The 19,952-nt window shown below is 64.6% G+C and carries 16 protein-coding genes and 1 pseudogene; 11 read left to right on the plus strand and 6 right to left on the minus strand.

Translation table 11 applies throughout. The annotated features are described in order from the left end of the window. Together ACK5L9_RS03085 and ACK5L9_RS03090 are read right to left on the minus strand one after the other, a co-directional pair. A pseudogene (locus ACK5L9_RS03085) lies at window positions 1-1,430 on the minus strand (acetate--CoA ligase); the annotation flags it as partial. A gap of 179 nt (window positions 1,431-1,609) precedes the next feature. After that, window positions 1,610-3,163: a SulP family inorganic anion transporter gene (locus ACK5L9_RS03090; protein WP_416909982.1), complete on the minus strand. Its 1,554-nt coding sequence runs from the start codon at window positions 3,161-3,163 to the stop codon at window positions 1,610-1,612. A 72-nt stretch (window positions 3,164-3,235) separates the two neighbouring features. Between ACK5L9_RS03090 and ACK5L9_RS03095 the strand changes: the two genes are divergently transcribed. After that, window positions 3,236-3,748 (plus strand): pyridoxamine 5-phosphate oxidase, encoded by a 513-nt coding sequence (locus ACK5L9_RS03095; protein WP_416909983.1) that lies wholly within the window; start codon window positions 3,236-3,238, stop codon window positions 3,746-3,748. 14 nt (window positions 3,749-3,762) lie between these two features. On the opposite strand, the gene ACK5L9_RS03100 is transcribed toward ACK5L9_RS03095, so the two are convergent. Further along, on the minus strand, window positions 3,763-6,057 hold the full coding sequence (locus ACK5L9_RS03100) for a glycosyl hydrolase family 28-related protein (RefSeq protein ID WP_416909984.1): 2,295 nt from the start codon (window positions 6,055-6,057) through the stop codon (window positions 3,763-3,765). 253 nt (window positions 6,058-6,310) lie between these two features. On the opposite strand from ACK5L9_RS03100, the gene ACK5L9_RS03105 reads away from it, so the two are divergent. The 5 genes from ACK5L9_RS03105 to der all read left to right on the plus strand — a co-directional run bounded on the left by ACK5L9_RS03105 (window position 6,311) and on the right by der (window position 11,399). Continuing rightward, a complete protein-coding gene (locus tag ACK5L9_RS03105; RefSeq protein ID WP_416909985.1) occupies window positions 6,311-6,910 on the plus strand; it encodes a superoxide dismutase in 600 nt (199 codons plus the stop codon). Then, entirely contained in the window at window positions 6,911-7,798 is an 888-nt protein-coding gene (locus tag ACK5L9_RS03110) for a metallophosphoesterase (RefSeq protein WP_416909986.1), read from the plus strand. It abuts the gene before it with no gap. A gap of 85 nt (window positions 7,799-7,883) precedes the next feature. Next, window positions 7,884-8,555 (plus strand): hypothetical protein, encoded by a 672-nt coding sequence (locus tag ACK5L9_RS03115; RefSeq protein WP_416909987.1) that lies wholly within the window; start codon window positions 7,884-7,886, stop codon window positions 8,553-8,555. A 13-nt stretch (window positions 8,556-8,568) separates the two neighbouring features. Beyond that, the gene (locus ACK5L9_RS03120; protein WP_416909988.1) at window positions 8,569-9,918 is read left to right on the plus strand and encodes a PQQ-binding-like beta-propeller repeat protein; all 1,350 of its coding nucleotides are present in this window, start codon (window positions 8,569-8,571) and stop codon (window positions 9,916-9,918) included. After that, window positions 9,915-11,399, plus strand: coding sequence for a ribosome biogenesis GTPase Der (gene der / locus ACK5L9_RS03125; RefSeq protein ID WP_416909989.1), 1,485 nt, complete (start codon window positions 9,915-9,917; stop codon window positions 11,397-11,399). Before ACK5L9_RS03120 ends, der begins: the two co-directional genes overlap by 4 nt. Before the next feature lie 77 nt (window positions 11,400-11,476). On the opposite strand, the gene ACK5L9_RS03130 is transcribed toward der, so the two are convergent. The 3 genes from ACK5L9_RS03130 to ACK5L9_RS03140 are packed head-to-tail and all read right to left on the minus strand — an operon-like array spanning window position 11,477 to window position 15,739. Beyond that, window positions 11,477-12,592, minus strand: coding sequence for a xanthine dehydrogenase family Fe-S subunit (locus tag ACK5L9_RS03130; RefSeq protein WP_416909990.1), 1,116 nt, complete (start codon window positions 12,590-12,592; stop codon window positions 11,477-11,479). Continuing rightward, window positions 12,585-13,400, minus strand: a complete 816-nt coding sequence (locus ACK5L9_RS03135; protein WP_416909991.1) for an FAD binding domain-containing protein — start codon at window positions 13,398-13,400, stop codon at window positions 12,585-12,587. Before ACK5L9_RS03135 ends, ACK5L9_RS03130 begins: the two co-directional genes overlap by 8 nt. Continuing rightward, window positions 13,397-15,739, minus strand: coding sequence for a xanthine dehydrogenase family protein molybdopterin-binding subunit (locus ACK5L9_RS03140; protein ID WP_416909992.1), 2,343 nt, complete (start codon window positions 15,737-15,739; stop codon window positions 13,397-13,399). The genes ACK5L9_RS03135 and ACK5L9_RS03140 overlap by 4 nt, the downstream gene beginning before the upstream one ends. Window positions 15,740-15,962: 223 nt before the next feature. Here ACK5L9_RS03140 and ACK5L9_RS03145 point away from each other — a divergent pair, with 223 nt between their 5' ends. The 5 genes from ACK5L9_RS03145 to ACK5L9_RS03165 all read left to right on the plus strand — a co-directional run bounded on the left by ACK5L9_RS03145 (window position 15,963) and on the right by ACK5L9_RS03165 (window position 19,924). Beyond that, complete coding sequence (locus ACK5L9_RS03145) at window positions 15,963-16,478, plus strand: MarR family winged helix-turn-helix transcriptional regulator (RefSeq protein ID WP_416909993.1); 516 nt, start codon at window positions 15,963-15,965, stop codon at window positions 16,476-16,478. A 195-nt stretch (window positions 16,479-16,673) separates the two neighbouring features. After that, window positions 16,674-17,534, plus strand: a complete 861-nt coding sequence (locus ACK5L9_RS03150; protein WP_416909994.1) for a branched-chain amino acid ABC transporter permease — start codon at window positions 16,674-16,676, stop codon at window positions 17,532-17,534. Next, window positions 17,531-18,457: a branched-chain amino acid ABC transporter permease gene (locus ACK5L9_RS03155; RefSeq protein ID WP_416909995.1), complete on the plus strand. Its 927-nt coding sequence runs from the start codon at window positions 17,531-17,533 to the stop codon at window positions 18,455-18,457. Before ACK5L9_RS03150 ends, ACK5L9_RS03155 begins: the two co-directional genes overlap by 4 nt. Beyond that, a complete protein-coding gene (locus ACK5L9_RS03160; protein WP_416909996.1) occupies window positions 18,454-19,227 on the plus strand; it encodes an ABC transporter ATP-binding protein in 774 nt (257 codons plus the stop codon). The genes ACK5L9_RS03155 and ACK5L9_RS03160 overlap by 4 nt, the downstream gene beginning before the upstream one ends. Further along, window positions 19,217-19,924, plus strand: coding sequence for an ABC transporter ATP-binding protein (locus ACK5L9_RS03165; protein WP_416909997.1), 708 nt, complete (start codon window positions 19,217-19,219; stop codon window positions 19,922-19,924). The genes ACK5L9_RS03160 and ACK5L9_RS03165 overlap by 11 nt, the downstream gene beginning before the upstream one ends. Window positions 19,925-19,952 lie beyond the last annotated feature (28 nt).

Raw genomic sequence — 19,952 nt, forward strand, 5'->3', positions numbered from 1 at the left:
ACCGTCCTCATCTGGCCGGGCCACGAATCCGTCAGGGTCAGTGGTCCCTCCGCCGGGCCGTCCAGCGGTTCGCCTTCGTTGGTGACAATGGCCGGGAACACCCCCGGCAAAGGCTTGGTCGCTGAGCCGGGCTTCAGGTCCGTCGCTCCCGAACACGGCGAGATCAACGCCCCACCGGTTTCGGTCTGCCACCAGGTATCGACGATGGGGCAGTTGCCCTTGCCGACATGGTCGTTGTACCAGTTCCATGCCTCGGGGTTGATCGGCTCGCCCACGGTGCCCAGCAGACGCAGGCTGGACAGGTCGTGCTTTTCGACAAATTCCGGCCCCTAGCCCATCAGCGCGCGGATGTCGGTGGGCGCGGTGTAGAACTGGTTGACCTTGTGCTTGGCGCAGACCTCCCAGAAGCGGCCGGCATCGGGGAAGGTCGGCACGCCCTCGAACATCAGCGTGGTGGCGCCATTGGCCAGCGGGCCATAGACGATATAGCTGTGGCCCGTGACCCAGCCGACATCGGCGGTGCACCAGTAGATGTCGCCTTCCTTGTAGTCGAAGGTGTATTGATGCGTGATCGCCGCGAACAGCAGATAGCCGCCGGTCGTGTGCACGACGCCCTTGGGCTTGCCGGTGGACCCCGATGTATACAGGATGAACAGCGGATCCTCTGCATTCATCGGGCGTGGCGGGCAGTCGGGGCTGACATGTTTCATCACCTCCTTGACGTCCACATCGCGACCCTCGACCCAGGTGGTCTGGTCGCCTGTATGCTTGACGACAAGGCAGCGGACCCGGTCGGAACAATGCAGCAAGGCGGCGTCGGTATTGGCCTTCAGCCCGGTCCGGCGTCCGCCGCGAGGGGCGGTATCGGCGGTGATCACCACCTTGGCCCCCGAATCGTTGATGCGGTTGGCCAGCGCATCGGGCGAGAAGCCGGCGAATACGATGGAATGGATCGCACCGATCCGCGCGCAGGCCAGCATTGCATAGGCGGCCTCGGGGATCATCGGCAGATAGATGACGACACGGTCGCCGCGCATGACGCCCTGGCTCAGCAGGACATTGGCCATCCGGTTCACGTTCTCGGACAGTTCCGCATAGGTGATATGGCGCGCGGGATCCTTGGGATCGTCGGGTTCGAAAATGATCGCGGTCTGGTTGGCACGCTTGGGCAGGTGGCGGTCCACGCAGTTCACGCAGGCGTTCAGCACGCCATCCTCGAACCACTTGATGCTGACATTGCCAAAGGTGAAATCGGTGTTCTTGACCTTGGAATAGGGCGTGATCCAGTCCAGCCGCTTTCCTTCCCGACCCCAGAAGGCATCCGGGTCGATCACTGATTCGGCATAGAGGCGGGTGTAATCCGCCGCCGTGACATGGGCATCTTCAAAGCCCTTTGGAATTGCGTATTTGCCAGTGTTTTCAGAACTCATGACGTCCCCTCCTCGCGGCTGCTGCGGCCATCTTCTTGGCTGTCACCCTGTGACAGAACGGGCCGATCCCAGGCCCCAGGGAAATGTTAATCACAAAACGACATGGTTGTTAAGTGTTTTTTAATAAAGGAAAATATTGTAAATTAATTGACCGAAAGGCCACCTGTTTTGTAAATTATTCACAAGCCCGAGATCGCCCTCGCCTCGGCATGGGTGGCGGCATGGACGATGCCGCCATTCAGCGTCCTGCGTAGCGCGGGCTTTGCGCCCAGGACCACGACCCCGATGCCGCGCTGCGCCATGCGGCGCGACAGCTCGGCAATCATCTGGCCGCCCGTGGTATCGACAAAGGGCACGGCGGACATGTCCAGCAACAGCAGACGCGGCCGCGCCACGATCCGGTCCAGCAGCGATTCGATCCGCGCGACCGAACCAAAGAACACCGGCCCGCGCAGATGACAGACCAGCTCGTCCGGTTCGTCATGGTCCCAGCCATCGCCGGGTTCCGCCCCGCTTTGCCCGGCCATGCGGGCGATGAAGATCACCCCGGCCAGTGCCATGCCCATGATGATACCCTCGGTCAGATCGCGCAGGATCACAGCCAGAAATGTCACGGCCATGGTCAGCGCGTCGCCCCGGCTGATCCGGGCCAGCGACCGGATTGCGTGCCACTCGATCATTTTCCAGGCGACGATCATCAGCAAGGCCGACAGCCCCGCCAGCGGGATCGCCCCGGCCAGAGGTGCCGCCACGATCAGAAAGACCAGCAGGATCCCCGAGTGAATCATCCCCGAGGCCGGGCCGCTGCTGCCCGCGCGGACATTGGTTGCCGTCCGCGCGATGGTGCCTGTGGTGCAGAACCCGCCGAACAGCGCCGCGCCGATATTGGCGGCGCCCTGTCCGATCAGTTCGTCATCGGCACGCATCCGCGTGCCTGCCATCTGGTCGGCCACCATCGCCGACAGCAGCGACTCGATCGCCCCCAGCAATGTGAAGCTGACCGCATAGGGCAGGGCCGCCACGATCAGCGACGGGTCAAGCGATGGCAGCGAAGGCACGGGCAAACCCGGCGGCAGCGCGCCAAAGCGGTCGAACACGGTCTGCGCGGGCAAAAACTGCGCCGCCACGGTCGCGGCCGCCACCCCGACCAGCATCGAGGGCAGGCGCGGGGCAAAACGCTGACAGCCCAGGATCACCGCCCCTGTCAGGATCGCGATGGCAAGGCTGAAGGGGCTGAACGTGTCGCGCGCGGCCCACAGCGCCTCAAGCTTGGGCAGCAGCGGGCCGGGTTCGTGCCCCGGCAGGGTCAGTCCCAGCAGGTCGTGCAACTGGCTGGCGGCGATGATCACCGCGATTGCGGCGGTAAAACCCAGAATCACCGGATAGGGCACATAGCGGATCGTCCCGCCCATCCGCAGCAACCCCATCGCCGCCAGCATCAGACCCGACAGCAGGGTGGCCAGAATCAGCCCCTCGACCCCGATGCTGCCGACGCAGGCCGAGACCAGTACGATGAACGCGCCTGCCGGGCCTCCGATCTGGTGGCGCGTGCCACCCATGGCGCTGACCAGAAAGCCGCCGACGATGGCGGTGATCAGCCCCTTTTCCGGGCCGACGCCGCTGGCAATGGCGATGGCCATCGACAGGGGAAGCGCGACAATGGCGACGGTGACGCCCGCCTGGATGTCAGAGCGAGAGAAGGAAAAATCACGAAAAGCAGGACGATAGAGCATGTGGGGCCTCGATTTGACCCGCAGCATTCCGCCCAGACCCCCGGCTTGTCAACGCCCTCAAGCGGATGCAGCATGGCAATCATGGGACAGAATCCGATCCGGACGGACAGTGACGAGGCGCGCGCCATGGCGCGGATGATGCTGGCTGCGATGCGTCACGCGACGCTGGCGGTGCTGGATCCCGATTCCGGCCATCCGCATCTGTCGCGCATCGCCTGCCAGCCCGACGATCAGGGCCTGCCCGTGGCGCTGCTGTCGGGGCTGGCCGCCCACAGCCGCGCGCTGGCGGCCGATCCGCGTGCGGGCCTGCTGATCGACCCCGCCGCACCCAAGGGCGACCCGATGACATGGCCGCGCCTGTCCCTGCGGATCGTGGCGCAGCCTCTGTCTGCCGATCCCGCCCGCCGCGACCGCTGGCTGGCCGGCGATCCCAAGGCGCGGATCTATGTCGATCTGCCCGATTTCCGGTTCTGGCGTCTGACGCCCCTGTCCGGTTTCCTGAACGCCGGATTCGGCGCGGCTTTCCGTCTGACGCCCGCCGACATGACGGCGCCGCCGCAGGGAAACCCTGCGGCGGCGCCCTGAACCCGTCCACCCGCCTATTGCGGGCGGTCCATCCGCACCCAGGCCGAGATCCTGCCCTTGACCGGCGTGTTCCAGTTCAGGCGAATCTGGCGGTTGCTGGTGCCGATGCCGGTCTGTGCCCAGGGCATTTCGGATACCCGGCTGCCGCCCGCATCCGTTACCGCCGCCTCGGCCACCAGCGACTGCACCGATTTCGTCCAGCCCTGAAACGGCAGTCCGTCGATCACGGGAAAGGTCCAGTTCTTGTCAGCGCTGGTCTGCGTATGCGTGACCAGCAGCGGATTGGCCACATAGGTCTGGATGCCGTTGAAGGTGTTGCCGTCGAACGACAGGTTGCGCATCCGGCTGAAATCCAGGTCGGCGATGGAACTGTCCACGCGGTCGATCCGCTGTACAGTGCCATCCAGCGCCTTGAACACATTGCCCGACACGGTCAGCCCGTGGATGAAATGCCCGCTGCCATGTGGCTTGACTGTCAGCCAGGTGAACCATGAGACCGTGTTGCTGCACAGGAAGGTGTTGCCGGTGATCGTCAGCCCGCCAAAGCTGTATTGCCCGCCGGTGAAATCTGGCCTTGCGCTGTGTTCGTTCGTCCACTCGACCGAGGCGTTATCCACGTAATTCCCGGTGATCGTGGCCTGCACATTTTCCAGTGTCAGCACCAGCCCGGCATAGCGCAGCCCGCCGGCCTCGCCATCGCCCTGAAACCAGTGATTGCCGCTGACGATATGGCCACCGCCACCCGCGACCATGAAATGCGCAAAGCGGACAAAGCGGTTGTCGCGGACCTTGACGTCATTGGCGTTGGTATTGATGGCGATGGTGCTGCGGTTCTGGGCGGCGATGTCCATCTCGTTGGACAGAAATTCGCAGCGATCGACCGTCAGCCCCTGACAGCCGCGCCCGATCGAGGTGATCCCGCGGTCCTTCGGTTTGGTCAGATAGCAATCGCGGATCACATTCATCTGCCCCTCGGTCGGCAGCATGATGCCGCTGGCGATCCCCTCGCAGTTCAGATCCAGATCGACAAGGTTCAGCCGGTCCACCTTGCCGACGCCGGCAAAGTCGAACAGGTAACGAAAGCGGGTGAACCCATAGCTGCGCGTTCCGGCCCCGCCATAAAGCGGCTGTGACAGGCTCAGCGTGCGCCCGGCAATGTCGCGGCCATTGACATAGACCTCGCGCCCGACGCCGTTGCCGTTGACATGGCTGCCGATCTCGATGGCGGCCACGTTCGCGACATTGGTCAGCTTCAGCGGATTGGCGGGGTCATAGCTGGCGGTGCTGCTTGCCATGCCGTTGTTCCACGCGCTGCCCGGCCTGGCCAGAATGCTGCCATTCGTGATCACCCGGCGGTTCGAGAAATCGCTCAGCGCCGGGGCCAGCTCGTCGATCAGCAGCGGCGCGGTCAGATCGACGCGGCGGCCGCGCAGATCCAGCGTGACATGATCGGTATAGCCGAACAGCGCCTGCAACGCCTTGCGAAAGCCCAGGGTCTCATCTCCGAAGGCATCCGCATAGGTCGGAAAGTCAAAGCTGGCCATCAGGGCGATGCGGGTTGAATCCGGCGTCCTGAGCTTGCCCTTGAACCGGATCGGAGCCGCGATACCAAGATCGCCGCTGATGAAAAAGGTTCCCTCGGGCACAAGGATCCAGCCTCCATTCGCCGCCTGATCCGCCGCGACAAAGGCCGCCCGGTCATTGGTGACGCCATCGCCCGCCGCGCCGAAATCGCGTACATCCACCCAGTCGATCAGCGAGGGAATGAAGGCTGCGGTGACATCCTCGATCCGGATCGATTCGATGCGCACCGCACCGCCATTCGCTCCCACCAGATCCAGCCCGAAACGCCCGAAGACCGGCCTTGTACCCCAGCCCATGTCCACGCCGGACCGCGAGCCGACGCCGACAATGGCGCTGATCTCGACCACCTCGCCATAGGTTTCCAGCGGCCAGGTCGGCCCGGTCTCGGTCAGCCCGCCGACATGGTTGCGCGCCCCGTCCCCGGCCCAACCCGCGATCCGCACCCCGCATTTCGCGCCCGCGACCATCTTGACCCGCGCCGAGACCCGCAGGTAGACGCCGGGATAGATCGGGGTCTCGCCCATGAACCGCAACCGGGTCGTGGTCTGTTGTTTCACGATCTCAAGGCAGGAACCGAAATCCTGATCAGCCGGAACCAGCGCCGCATTGCCTGCGCCGGCCCATGTCGGACTGCCCGAACTGCCGTCGGTCTGCGACCAGGCGTTCAGACCGGCGCGAAAGGCTGGCGGCATCAGCGAAATTCCGTTGGTGATGGCGATATTCATGTCCTGTCTCTCCGATCCGCAAATATGACCCGCAGCCTTCGGGGCGACGCGGTCCGATGGATGAACAGATAGTTGACAAAGGGTTAACGGACGCTGAATCGCGCGCGCGCCGCAACGGTCCGCCGCGCAACGGTCAGGCCTTTGGCGTGGCCGGTTGAGCCGTAACCCCGTCACCGCCCTTGCGTTGGTCCGCCGAATAGGGGACTGTGCCCGCGACGTAAAAAGGACCGACGCTTTCAGAAAGGACAGGACCATGGCTTTCACGCTTCCCGATCTTCCCTATGCCCATGATGCGCTGGCGGGCGCGGGCATGTCGAAAGAGACGCTGGAATTTCATCACGATATTCACCACAAGGCCTATGTCGATAACGGCAACAAGCTGATCGCCGGGACCGAGTGGGAAGGCAAGTCGCTGGAAGACATCGTCCGGGGCACCTATCAGGCCGGTGCCGTGGCGCAGAACGGCATTTTCAACAATGCCAGCCAGCACTGGAACCACACCCAGTTTTGGGAAATGATGGGTCCGAATGGCGGTGCCATGCCCGGCAACCTGGAAAAGGCGCTGACCGAGGCTTTCGGCTCGGCGGACAAGTTCAAGGAAGAATTCGCCGCCGCCGGTGCGGGGCAGTTCGGGTCGGGCTGGTGCTGGCTGGTCAAGGACAAGGATGGCAGCCTCAAGGTCACCAAGACCGAGAACGGCGTGAACCCGCTGTGCTTTGGCCAGACCGCGTTGCTGGGCTGCGATGTGTGGGAACATTCCTACTATATCGATTTCCGCAACAAGCGCCCGGCCTATCTGACCAACTTCCTCGACAAGCTGGTCAACTGGGAAAATGTCGCCTCGCGCATGTAAATGCTGTCCCGGCGCGGATTTCTGAAAGGCCTGCTGGGAACCGTCCTGGCAGGCTTTTTGCTGACCTTTTACGCGGTCGTCGTGAACCCGATGTTCCGGCTTCGGGTGCGGCGCCATCGCATCGCGCGTGCCGGTTGGACTGCCGCCCCGCTGCGGATCGCGGTCATCTCGGATCTGCATCTGGGCGAGCCCTGGGTCGGACTGCGGCGTCTGCGCCGGATCGTCGCGCGCGCCAATGCGCTGCGCCCCGATCTGATCGTGCTGCTGGGCGATTTCGCGGCCGGGCATCGCTATATCACCCGGCATGTGCTGATCGCCGAGGCCGCGCCGGCTCTGGCGCAGCTTGCCGCACCGCAGGGGGTTTACGCGATCCTTGGAAATCATGACTGGTGGGACGACCTGACGGCGCAGCGCCGGGGGGGCGGGCCGAACCTCTATGCGACGGCACTTGAGGAAAACGGCATCCCTGTCCTGTCGAACCGTGCGATCCGCAAGGACGGCTACTGGCTGGCAGGGCTTGAGGATCAGTTGGCGCTGATCCGCCGGGGCCGGGGGTTTTCCGGGCTGGACGATCTGCCCGGAACGCTGGCACAGATCGCCGATGACGGCGCGCCCGCGATCCTGTTGGCGCATGAGCCCGACATCTTTCCGCTGGTGCCGGACAGGATCGGGCTGACCCTGTCGGGCCATACCCATGGCGGGCAGGTGCGGTTGCTGGGCTGGTCGCCGATGGTGCCTTCGCGTTACGGGAATCGCTATGCCTATGGGCATGTCCGCGAGGGCACGCGCGATCTGGTCGTGTCGGGGGGAATCGGCTGCTCTATTGCGCCCATCCGTTTTGGCGTGCCGCCCGAAATCACCCTGATCGAGATTTCCGGGCAGGAATGAAGCCGCCACCATGCGCGGCGGCATTGGCAATTTCCGGCGCGGCAGTATAAGACGGCCCACAAGGCATTTCAGACAAAGGCACGCCATGGCCAACCAGAACGACAGCTTCATCGACGAAGTCACCGACGAGTTGCGCCGCGACCGGCTGTTCGCGACCTTCCGGCGCTATGGCTGGATTGCGGCGCTGGTGATTCTGGGGATCGTCGGCGGGGCGATCTGGCGCGAGGTCTCGATCTCGCGCGCGCTGTCCGAGGCGCAGGCCTTTGGCGATGCGGTTCTGGCGGCCGAGACGGGCGGCGATCCGGCCGCGCTGTCCGGGGTCGAGACGCATGGCGTCGCGGGCCGCAAGGCGATTCTGGGCATGATCGCGGCGGGTGAAATGGCCGCGGCAGGTGATGCGGCCGGCGCGGCTGCGGCGTTGCAGGATGCCGCTACCGCCGTGGATGGCATCGATCCCGTGCTGCACGATCTGGCGCAGCTCAAGCTGGTGATCCTTCAAGGCGCGACCATGGAACCGGCCATGCGCGACCAGATGCTGACGGAACTGTCGCGCGCGGGCGCGCCCTTCGAATTGCTGGCGCTGGAACAGAAGGCCGTGGCGCTGATCGGGGCGGGGCGCAAGGATGACGCTGTGACGCTGATCCGCCAGATTCAGGCCAAGGCCGGGGTCAGCGAGGCCTTGCGCCGCCGCCTGTCCGAGATGATGATCGCGCTCGGGGTCGAACCCGAACCGACCGACAGCCTGATGGCGGAATAAGGCCAAAGGGCCGATGACAAGGAACGAGGGAAACGCGATGATGACCGCCAAGCTGCGATTTGCCATGGCCGCGCTGGCCGCCTTGACGGTAACGGCCTGCAATCGCGAGGTTATCCTGCCCGGCGAAAGGCTGGACCCGCTGGCTGTGACGTCGCCCGATGGTCCGCAGCCCGAAGGGGCGGCGCCGGTCGCCTCGACCGCGCTGTCGCTGGCCGGGCCGCGCGCCAACGCCGAATGGACCGACCGTGCGGGCAATGCCGCGCATCATCCGGGCCATGTCGCGCTTGGGGCCGGGACCAGCCGGATCTGGAGCGCGGCGATCGGTCAGGGCGATGACCGCCGGCACCGCATCACCGCCGAGCCCGTCGTCGCCGGTGGCCGCGTGTTCACGCTGGACAGCCGCGCGCGGGTGACGGCAACCGCCTTGTCGGGCGGCACCGCCTGGACCGCCGATGTGACCCCGGCCGGCGAACGCGGAGACAGCGTTTCGGGTGGCGGGCTGGCCTATGATGGCGGGCTGGTTTTTGTCACGACCGGCTATGGACAACTGGTCGCGCTGGATGCGGCCTCGGGCAATATCCTGTGGCGGCAGCGGCTTGATGCGCCCGTCAGCGGCGCTCCGGTCGCCGGAAATGGTGTTGTCTATGTCGCCTCGCGCGATTTCGTGGGCCGGGCGGTGCGCGCCTCGGATGGCAAGCTTTTGTGGGAGGCCTCGGGTTCCCCGTCTAATGCGGGGGTCATGGGTGCCTCGGCCCCGGCCCTGAGCGGCAATACCGTGATCTTCCCCTTTGCCTCGGGCGAGTTGCTGGCCGCCGATACCGAAAGCGGTGACATCCTCTGGCAGGGCCAGGTGGCCGGAACCCGCGTCGGGCGTGCGATTGCCGTGATCCGTGACATGACCGGCGATCCGGTGATCGCGGGCGACCGGATTTACAGCGGCTCTTCGTCGGGGCGGATCGACGCCTTCGATCTGGCGACGGGCATCCGGGAATGGTCCGCGAAGGACGGGGCGAACAGCCCGGTCGTGGTCGCGGGCGGTTCCGTCTTTGCGGTGAATGACGAGGCGCAGCTTGTGCGGCTGGATGCCGCGACAGGCGGCGTGATCTGGCGGATTGAACTGCCTTATTATACCGACGACAAGGTCAAGCGGCAGGATCGCATCTTTGCCCATTACGGCCCGGTTCTGGCGGGTGGGCGGCTGTTCGTGGCCTCGTCCGACGGGATTTTGCGCGCCTTTGACCCCGGTTCCGGAAATCTGGTCGGGCAGGCGCAGATCCCCGGCGGCGCGGCGACCGCCCCCGCCGTGGCGGGCCAGACGCTGTATGTCGTTTCCGGCTCGGGCCAGTTGCACGCCTTCAGATGAGCTTTACCCTTGCCATTGTCGGCCGACCCAATGTCGGCAAATCGACCCTGTTCAACCGGCTGGTCGGCAAGCGTCTGGCGCTGGTCGATGACCAGCCCGGCGTGACCCGCGACCTGCGCGAGGGCGCGGGACGTCTGGGCGATCTGCGCTTTGTGGTGATCGACAGCGCCGGTCTGGAAATGGCCGATGACGACAGCCTTCAGGGCCGCATGCGCCGCCTGACTGAACGCGCCGTGGACGAGGCCGATATCTGCCTGTTCGTGATCGACGCGCGGGCGGGGATCACGGCGGCGGACGAATATTTTGCCGATATCCTGCGCCGCCGCGCCCGGCATGTGATCCTTGCCGCCAACAAGGCCGAGGGTCGGGCGGGCGAGGCGGGCGCGCTTGAGGCATTTTCTCTGGGCCTGGGCGAGCCTCTGCGCATCTCGGCGGAACATGGCGAGGGGATGGACGATCTTTATCGCGTTCTGGTCCCTCTGGCGGGCGAGGTCGAGGCCGCGCGCCCCGCGCCCGTTGCCGCGCTGACCGATGTGGACCTGACCGAGGCCGAGGCCGAGGCGGGCGAGGGGGCCGAAGATTGGCGCCCGTCCGCCGCGCGCCCGCTGCAACTGGCGGTGATCGGACGTCCGAATGCCGGAAAATCGACGCTGATCAACAAGATCATCGGCGAGGACCGGCTGCTGACCGGCCCCGAGGCCGGCATCACCCGCGATTCGATCAGCGTGACGACCGAGTTCATGGGCACGCCCATGCGCATTTTCGATACGGCGGGCATGCGCAAGCGTGCCAAGGTCACGGACAAGGTTGAAAAGCTGTCGGTCGCCGACGGGTTGCGCGCCGTGCGCTTTGCCGAGGTGGTGGTGGTGCTGCTTGACGTCGCGATCCCCTTTGAGCAGCAAGATCTGCGCATTGCCGATTTCGCCGAGACCGAGGGCCGGGCGGTCGTCGTCGCCGCGAACAAATGGGATCTGGAAGAGGACAAACCCCACAAGCTGAACGAATTGCGCCACAGTTTCGAAAAGCTGCTGCCGCAATTGAAGGGCGCACCTCTGGTCACGGTTTCGGCGCATACCGGCAAGGGGCTGGATCGGCTGCACGCCGCCGTGCTGAAGGCGCATGAGGTGTGGAACCGCCGCGTCTCGACCGCGAGGCTGAACCGCTGGCTTGAGGCGATGACCGAAAGCCATCCGCCCCCCGCGCCGGGTGGTCGGCGGATCCGGCTGCGCTATATGACGCAGGTGAAAACCCGCCCCCCCGCCTTCATCGTCAAGGCCACCCATACCGACAAGCTGCCCGACAGCTATCAGCGGTACCTGATCAACGGGCTACGCGAGGATTTTGATATGCCGGGCACGCCCATCCGCCTGTTCTTTCGCGATCAGGGCGGCGACAACCCCTATCGCCACAAGGCCAGCAAGATCAGCCAGTCGGGCGCGCTGTCCAAGCACCGGAACCGGCAGAAACCCAAGGGCAGCTAAGCAGGATTTCGAATTGAAATCCCGCAAAATCAAACAGGCGCAGGCAGATATTCGCGGGTGAAGCCGCGAATATCTGGCTAGCTGCGGCGGCGGAACAACCCGCGCAGGAACATCGTCACGATCGCCAGAAACCCCAACCCGCCAGCGGTTGGCGGCTCTTTCCCCGACAGCAGGGCATCGCAATTCGCGACGAACTGACGGATGATCTGATCGACAAAGCCGGTCACAAGCTCGGGGCGGTTGAACTGGGCCAGCATCCCCTCAAGCCGATAGCGCAATTCGACCCGGATTGCGGTACCGTCCTGCGCCGGGACAAGGCTGTAGGCCAACCCGCCCTGAACGCGGGATTTGCCGTTGCGGTCGCTGCCCTCGCCCCCGATATGGCCCGTTCTGGTCTGATCGTCATTGGCAAAGCTGCCCTGACCGCCAAAGCGCGCACGGATCGGGCCAAAGCGGATTTCGACCCCGCCCTCGAAACGGTCGCCGTCAAGGCTGTCGATGCTTGCGCCGGGCAGGCAGGTGACGACGCGTTGCGGGTCGCGGAACAGCGCCCAGACATCGCTGGCATCATGGGCAAGGGTGAAATCGCGGCGCAGAACGGTTTCGCCGCTTTCGACGGCGACGGTACCGCCCTGCGTGGCGTCGGCGGGGGCGGCATCCTCGACGGGATCGAAGGGTTGAACCGCTGCCAGCCGGGGGCTTTCAGCGATGCGGGGGGCATTGGCGGGGCGGTGCCTGCCCGCCACCTCGTGAATCGCGGCGACGATCCCCATATAGCCGGTGCATCTGCACAGATTACCGCTGAGTTCGCGGCGAATCACTGCCTCGTCCGGGGTATCGAAGCGGGCCAGGATGTCGCGTGCGGTGGCCAGCATGCCGGGCGTGCAGAACCCGCATTGCAATGCGTGGTGGCGGGAAAAGGCGTCGCGCAGATCCTGCATGACCGGATCGCCGCGATACCCCTCGACGGTTTCGACGACGGCACCGCCACAGCTTTGGGCATAGGTGATGCAACTGCGGACGGGGTGGCCGTTCATCATGACCGTGCAGGCCCCGCAGACGCCTTGTTCGCAGGCCAGATGCGTGCCGGTCAGGTCCAGATGATCGCGCAGAATTTCGGCCAGTTGCGTGCGCGGCGTCACGGCCACGCGGCAGGTTTCACCATTGACGGTCAGGGTCAGCGCGTCAGTCATGGGCAAGCGCCTTCGTTGCTGCCCGGTTCAGGGCGACGGCCAGTTGGTGCGATTTGACAGCGCAGGCATCGGGAAGGGCGGCTTTGATTTCAGCGATGGCCGGAGGCGTGCCGGTGGTGGCGATGTGCCGCGCAAGGCTGGCGCTGACATGAGGCGCCCCCCCAAGCGCGCCAAGAACCACGCGGCAGATGCGCCGGTCAGGGTCGATCAGAACCGCCGCCATCGCATCGGCAAATTCGCCAACCTTGCGGCACAGCTTGTCATAGCCCCAACGGACCTGCGCCGAATAGCGCGGGATGCGGATCAGGCGCAGCATCTCGTCGGGCTGAAGCGCGGTCAGATAGGCTCCAAGGATGAAATCGCGCATCGCGATCTCGCGGTTTGCGCCATCGCCACGCGCCACGATGGCAGTTGCGCCAAGGGCGGTCAGCACCGTCACCCAGTCCGCTGCGGGGTCGGCATGACACAGGCTGCCGCCGATGGTGCCGCGGTTGCGCACCGCACGATAGGCGATGCCCCCCGCGACCGACGCCAGCAGGCCGGGGACCGGCTCGGGCACCTCGCCATCCTCGATCCGGGCATGGGTAACGGCGGCACCGATCTCGATGCCCTGCGGGGTGTCGCGGATGTCGGTCAGGCCGGGCAGGGCGGTCACATCCACAACCAGCGCCGGACGCGCCAGCCGCAGGTTCATCATCGGGCCAAGCGACTGCCCGCCCGCGATGATCTTTGCCTCGTCGCGGGCCATGGCCGCGACGGCATCGGGCAGCGTGGCGGGGCGCAGCATGTCGAAAGGGGCCGGTTTCATGCCGCATCCTCCGCTGCATGCGCCGCCAGCAGCGCGGCCAGCACGCGGTGCGGCGTGGCGGGCAGGCTGTTCAGCGCGATGCCCATCGGGGCAAGCGCATCGTTGATGGCGTTCACGATGGCCCCGCCCGGCGCGATGGCTGCGCCTTCGCCGACCCCCTTGATGCCATGGCGCGTATAGGGTGAGGGCGTTTCCGCATGCCCCAGACGAAAGGCTGGCAGTTCCGCCGCCCCCGGCAGCACGTAATCGGCAAGGGTCGATGTCAGGGGCTGGCCATTGGCGTCATAGATCACCTCTTCGAACAGGGCGGTGCCGATGCCCTGCGCCGCGCCGCCATAAGCCTGTCCCTCAAGGATCAGCGGGTTCACACGGCGACCGCAATCCTCGAAGATGAAATAATCCTCGATCCTGACCTTTCCGGTATCGGGATCGACCTCGACCAGCGCCGCATGGGTGGCATAGGTAAAGACGCCGGTGTCGATCTTTGGCTTGTAGCCCTCGGTCACTTCCAGCCCGGCGGTATCGACATCATCGGCAAGCTGGTCGGGGCGCAGATACCAGGCCCGCGCAATGTCCTGAAAGCTGACCGAGGCATCGCCCGCCCAGGCATGGCCATCTGCCAGCCGTATATCCTGCGGTCGGCATTGCAGCAGATGCGCGGCGTGGATTTTGACCCGCCCGGCAAGCGTTTCCGCAGCCTTGGACACGGCCCCGCCCGCCATGACCATCCCGCGCGAAGCATAGGCCCCGGTGGAATAGGGCGTCAGCCCGGTATCACCCATGGTCACGCTGATGCGCGAAATATCGACGCCCAGCCATTCGCTTGCCACCTGCGCGATGGTGGTTTCCAGCCCTTGACCGAAGGAATGATTGCCCGACCTGACCTCGACCGAGCCGGAGGGCGTGATCTTGACCATCGCCTGTTCGTATCCGGGCACCAGCGGCAGTCCCCACGATGCGAAAACCTTGGTGCCATGCGCAGATTGTTCGGTAAAGGTGGAAAACCCGATGCCCAGATAACGGCCCGCCTCGCGCGCGGCAGCCTGACGCCTGCGAAATTCGGGCAGGTCCATGGCCGTGACGGCGGCATCCAGACTGCCCTGATAGTCGCCGCTGTCATAGAATTTGCCGGTGACATTCGTATAGGGCATGCGCGTCGCCGGAACCAGATTGTCGCGCCGCACGTCCGCCGCCTCGCGCCCCACGGCGCGGGCGATGGCGTCGATGGTCAGCTCCATCGCGAAACAGACGCCGGGGCGGGCCACGCCGCGATAGGGGGTGAAGCCCGGCTTGTTCGTCGCGACCGACCAGGTCGTGCAGCGATAGGCGGGCAGGACATACGGCCCCGGCAGGTTGCCACCGGCCTGCGCGGCCTCAAGACAGGCGGTAAAGGGCCAGACGGAATAGGCACCTATATCGACGGTGATTTCGGCATCCAGCCCCAGCAGGATGCCACGATCATCGGCGAATGCGGTGATCCTGTAATGGTGCTGGCGCGTATTGGCCCCGGCAACCAGATGTTCGCGGCGATCCTCGGTCCAGCGGATCGGGCGGCCGGTTGCGTGGGCCAGCCAGGAAATCACGATCTCTTCGGGTTGCAGCACGCATTTATAGCCGAAACCGCCACCCACATCAGGGGCGATGACGCGGATCAACCCCTGATCCAGCCCCAGAGATTCGGACAGCCCGGTGCGGATCAGATGAGGCACCTGCGTCGATGTGTATACGACAAGCTGCCCCGCCTTTTCGTCCCAATGGGCCAGCGTGCCCTTGCCCTCCATCGGGTTCATGCATTGGCGCGCGGTCTCGTATTCGCGTTCGATCACCACCGCCGCCGTCTTGCGCAGCGCGTCAAGATCGGCCTCGGCGCGGGTGGTCAGGAACAGGTTGTCGCCCCATTCCTCATGCACCAGATTGTCGCGATCCGCACGCGCCTGATGGGCATCGACCAGTGCGGGCAGTGGGGCGATATCGAGATGAACCGCCTCGGCGATATCCTCGGCCTCGGCGCGGGTGGGCGCGATGCAGACGGCGACGCATTCGCCGACAAAACGCACCTTGTCCCGCGCCAGAGGATATTGCGAGGAAATCTTGTAAGTCGGCAATGACGATTCCGCACGGATCGGGCTGACCCCGTCCAGATCGGCCATGGTGAAAACGCGGCCCTCAAGCCCTGCCGGTTTGATGATGTTCAGGATGCGGCCATGGGCGACCGGGCTGCGGACAAAGGCGGCCTCCCATTGGCGGGGCAGGCGGATGTCGCCGACGAATTTCGCCTGACCGTTCAGCAGTCTGCGGTCTTCCTTGCGTGTGACGCGGGCACCGATTCCTGTCGACATCTGACATTCCCCCCTTGTTCAGATCCCGGACGGCATCCTCCATGCCGGACATGGAAATTGCGCTGGCCATAATTAGGAAGTGTACTGTATAATTTTTGAAATGCAAGGCGCCGCCGCCACTTGCAAAGTGCTGGCCCTTTCCCGGCTTTGACAGCATAGCCATAACGGCGAAAAATCGTCGTGTCGTACAGATATGGCAAGTTTTGAAGGACAAAATGGCGTCATGACCGAAGCAAAAAACACCAAGACCAACTCTCGTCGTCCGGGAAAAGTCAAAAGCAGGAAATATGCGGAATTGTGGAACCGGCCGGGTTATCTGATCCGCAGGCTGCATCAGATTCACCTTGGCCTGTTCGCCGAACAGTGCAGCGATCTGGATCTGACGCCGGTGCAATTCGCGATCCTGACCGTGCTGCAAAGCGGCGAGGAAATGGACCAGTTGACCCTGTCCACCTCGGTCGGAATCGACCGGACCAGCGGGGCCGATGTCATCCGCCGGCTGGAGCGTCGGGGCCTGCTGACGCGGCAACCCTCGACGCTGGACCGGCGCGCGCGCATCGTCAAGGTCACAGATGAGGGCAAGGCTTTCGCCCGCCGGGTGCGGCCCCTGATGGCGCGCGCGCAGGATCGGCTGGTCGCCCCCTTGACCGAGGCCGAGCGTGAAGAATTTTATCGTCTTGTCAACAAGATGATCGACGCGAATAACGACGCAAGCCGCGCCCCCAGAGGCAGCGTCTAGGTCGCAATACCCGCCATTGGCGGCGCGCCGTCCCATCCGCGGAAAGCCCTGCCTTTCCCGCGCCAAACAAAATTATTGCGTTTTCACAAAAGAGGGGCATACTTCTTAAATAGGGTTCTTTAAACCCTCGTCAACAGGGCGGCGGGGCATGGTTCCGGCCGAAAAATGACAACCTCGGCAAGGGGGCTATCAGCTATGTTACTGGCTCAATACGCATTGACCGGCGTGGTTACGGGTTGCTTTCTGATACTTGCGACCATCGGCTTTTCTCTGACACGACAGGTCGAAGGATTTCTGAACATCGCGCATGCCGAGCTGCTGGGCGTCGGTGCATTCATCGCCTGGGGGTTGAATGCGCTGGCCGGGTGGCCCTTTGTTCTGGCCGCGCTTGCAGCAACCGTCCTGACGGCCTTTGTCGGGCTGTTCATCGGGCGCGTGGTCTATGATCCGATCCGGCGGCACGGGCCTGCGGTTCTGCTGATCACCTCGGTCGGTGTGTCCTATGTCATTGCGGGCGTGCTGCATCTGCTGATTGGCACCGGTATCCGCACGCTTGATATGCCGTTGGCCACGACCTATCGGTTCTTTGGCCTCAGGATCACCGATTACCAGATGATCGTCGTCGCGCTTGCCGCGCTGACCGGGATCGCGCTGGCCCTTTTCATGACCCGCACCCGCACCGGGCTTGCCATCCGCGCCATGTCCGCCAACCCCGAGCTGGCGGCCTCGCGCGGGCTGGACGTGCACAGGACGTCGCGGGCGACATGGCTGCTGGCCTCGGGGCTGGCGGGGCTTGCCGGGTCGATGCTGGCGCTGATCGCGACGCTGTCCACCGACATCGCCTTTCAGCAGATCCTGCAAATCCTTGCGGTCGCCATCCTTGCGGGCCTTGGTTCGCTGTACAGCGTGATCGCGGCGGGGCTGATCGTCGGGCTGGCGATGGATGTGTCGGTCTTTGTGATCCCCGCCGGTTATCGCCCGCTGATCGCCTTTGCGGTGGTCGTCCTTGCGCTGCTGATCCGGCCCGAGGGCCTGTCGGGAAGGAAATCGTCATGAACATCGCGCATCTGCTTCAGGCCGTGATCATCTTTGGCAGCATCTATGGCGTGCTGACACTGTCGCTGTATTTTCAATATGCACGCGGCGGGATGATCAATTTCGGCACGGTCGCCTATTTCGCGGCCGGAGCCTATGCCTATGCGATCTGCACGCAGGCCCCGCCCGAGGGGCTGGACCAGTACTTGTTCGGCTTTGGCTTGCCGTGGTGGATGGGCGTCATTGCGGGCGGGGCCGCTTCGGTCGCCTTTGCCGTTCTGACCGGGTGGCCGACGCTGCGGCTGCGGGGCGAATATCTGGCCCTGACGACCTTTGCCTTTGCCGAGATGCTTAATTCGCTGTTGGTCAATGAACGGCGGATCGGCAATGGCACGGTGGGGCTGTCGAATGTCGAACGTCCCGACGCCGCTATCGCCGGGCTGTCCGACAACACCGTGTTCGCCATCGCCGCACTGGCATTGCTGATCGCGACGGCGCTGTTCATCAACCGCATCCTGCAATCGCCCTATGGCCGCGCGATGGACGCGATCCGCGACGATGAAATGGCAGCCGAGGCGGTGGGTAAGGACATCCGGCGCATGCGCTTTCAGGTCTTTGTGCTGTCGGCCCTGCCCATCGGCTTTGCCGGCGCGCTGTATGCGATGATCACCACGCTGGTCAGCCCGCAGCTTTTCATGGCCGAGGTGACGTTCTTTGTCTGGATCGCGCTGGTCCTTGGTGGCGAACGTACGATCCTTGGGGCGATCCTTGGGACCATGGCGCTGGTCGGGTTTCAGGAACTGATCCGGGCCTGGCCCTTTGGAACGGTCCGCGCGGCGGAAATCGCAGCGGCGGCCGAGGACATCGTGACCGGTATTCTGTTCGTTCTCGTCCTGCGGTTGCAACCGTTCGCGGCATGGGCCAACCGGAGGGCAAAGGTATGACTGACAATATCCTTGTCGTTGATCGCATCACCAAGCGTTTCGGCGGGCTCAAGGCCGTGGGTGGCGATGCCGGGCTAAGCTTTGATGTCCGGCGCGGGTCGCTGATGGGGCTGATCGGGCCGAACGGCGCGGGCAAATCGACCACGTTCAACCTGATCTCGGGTGTGCTGAAGCCCGATACCGGTGCTGTCCGGCTTGACGGGCAGGATCTGTCCGCGCTGGAAAGCTGGCGGATCACCGAACTGGGGCTTGGACGCACCTTCCAGACGCCGCGCGCCTTTGCCTCGCTTTCGGTGCTGGAGAACGTGACCGTCGGCGCGCACAGCCCCGGCGAAAGCATCCGTGCGGCGATTTTCGGCGGCTGGCATCCGACCGAAGCCTTGTCCAAAGACAAGGCGAAAGAGGTACTGGCGCGGGTTGGGCTGGCCGACCGGGCGCGCGATCTTGTCGGCAATCTGTCGGGGGGCGAATTGCGCATGCTGGAGGTTGCCCGCCAGCTTGTCCGTGACCCGAAGATCCTGCTGCTGGACGAACCGACCGCAGGGGTCGATCCCGGTCTGCAAGACAAGCTGAGCCAGATCCTTGTCGATCTGCATGCCGAGGGGCGCACCCTGATCGTGGTCGAACATAACCTGCATTTCCTGCTGTCCATTGCCGATTCCGTCGTGGTTCTGCAAGGTGGTCAGCTTTTGGCACGGGGCGCGCCGGGGGCGATCAAATCCGATCCCGGCGTCATTGCCGCCTATCTGGGGGCAGAACATGCAGCTTGAAATCACGGCCCTGAAATCCGGTTACGGCAAGGTCCAGATCCTGCACGGGCTGGACATGTCGGTTCCACCGGCCCAGATCACCGCCGTGCTTGGCCCCAACGGGGCGGGCAAAAGCACGCTGATGAAAACCATCGCGGGGCATCTGCCCGTGATGTCGGGCGACATCACGCTGGGGGGGCGAGCGATCGCCAATCAGGGGCCGTTGCAGGTCTGCCGTCAGGGATTGGGTTATGTGCCGCAGGAACGGAATGTCTTTGCGGATCTTAGCGTGCGCGACAATCTGCGCGCCTCATCCGTGGCCTTTGACGGCGCGGATGCACGTGTGGCCGAGGTCTTTGACCGCTTTCCCATTCTGGACGAACGCGCCGATCAGGTCGCCTCGACCCTGTCGGGGGGGGAAAGGCAGACGCTGGCCATCGCCATGGCGCTGGTCGCCGGTCCGCAGGTGCTGATCCTGGACGAGCCGACCGCCGGGCTTGCGCCGATCTTTGTTGATCGCATCGTCGCTTGGGTGCGCGAACTGGCGGCGGACGGGATGGGCGTGATCTGGGTCGTCGAGCAGGATCCCGAGAAAATTCTGGCCGTGTCGGGCATGGCCCATGTGATCGACGCGGGGCGCAATGCGCAATCGGTCAAGGCATCCGACCTGCTGCGACCGGGCCGTCTGGAAGAGGTGCTTTTGCAAAGCCACGCGTGATCCGGCCGATAAATCCACAACAGGGAGA

Origin of the sequence: Paracoccus sp. (in: a-proteobacteria) (assembly GCF_047973135.1) — a bacterium.
Taxonomy (GTDB): Bacteria; Pseudomonadota; Alphaproteobacteria; order Rhodobacterales; family Rhodobacteraceae; genus Paracoccus.

Bases quoted from the DNA above. Each gene is read 5' to 3' on its own strand.
- ACK5L9_RS03090 (WP_416909982.1), bottom strand. From the start codon at position 3,163: ATGCTCTATCGTCCTGCTTTTCGTGATTTTTCCTTCTCTCGCTCTGAC.
- ACK5L9_RS03095 (WP_416909983.1), top strand. From the start codon at position 3,236: ATGGCAATCATGGGACAGAATCCGATCCGGACGGACAGTGACGAGGCG.
- ACK5L9_RS03100 (WP_416909984.1), bottom strand. From the start codon at position 6,057: ATGAATATCGCCATCACCAACGGAATTTCGCTGATGCCGCCAGCCTTT.
- ACK5L9_RS03105 (WP_416909985.1), top strand. From the start codon at position 6,311: ATGGCTTTCACGCTTCCCGATCTTCCCTATGCCCATGATGCGCTGGCG.
- ACK5L9_RS03110 (WP_416909986.1), top strand. From the start codon at position 6,911: ATGCTGTCCCGGCGCGGATTTCTGAAAGGCCTGCTGGGAACCGTCCTG.
- ACK5L9_RS03115 (WP_416909987.1), top strand. From the start codon at position 7,884: ATGGCCAACCAGAACGACAGCTTCATCGACGAAGTCACCGACGAGTTG.
- ACK5L9_RS03120 (WP_416909988.1), top strand. From the start codon at position 8,569: ATGACAAGGAACGAGGGAAACGCGATGATGACCGCCAAGCTGCGATTT.
- der (WP_416909989.1), top strand. From the start codon at position 9,915: ATGAGCTTTACCCTTGCCATTGTCGGCCGACCCAATGTCGGCAAATCG.
- ACK5L9_RS03130 (WP_416909990.1), bottom strand. From the start codon at position 12,592: ATGACTGACGCGCTGACCCTGACCGTCAATGGTGAAACCTGCCGCGTG.
- ACK5L9_RS03135 (WP_416909991.1), bottom strand. From the start codon at position 13,400: ATGAAACCGGCCCCTTTCGACATGCTGCGCCCCGCCACGCTGCCCGAT.
- ACK5L9_RS03140 (WP_416909992.1), bottom strand. From the start codon at position 15,739: ATGTCGACAGGAATCGGTGCCCGCGTCACACGCAAGGAAGACCGCAGA.
- ACK5L9_RS03145 (WP_416909993.1), top strand. From the start codon at position 15,963: ATGACCGAAGCAAAAAACACCAAGACCAACTCTCGTCGTCCGGGAAAA.
- ACK5L9_RS03150 (WP_416909994.1), top strand. From the start codon at position 16,674: ATGTTACTGGCTCAATACGCATTGACCGGCGTGGTTACGGGTTGCTTT.
- ACK5L9_RS03155 (WP_416909995.1), top strand. From the start codon at position 17,531: ATGAACATCGCGCATCTGCTTCAGGCCGTGATCATCTTTGGCAGCATC.
- ACK5L9_RS03160 (WP_416909996.1), top strand. From the start codon at position 18,454: ATGACTGACAATATCCTTGTCGTTGATCGCATCACCAAGCGTTTCGGC.
- ACK5L9_RS03165 (WP_416909997.1), top strand. From the start codon at position 19,217: ATGCAGCTTGAAATCACGGCCCTGAAATCCGGTTACGGCAAGGTCCAG.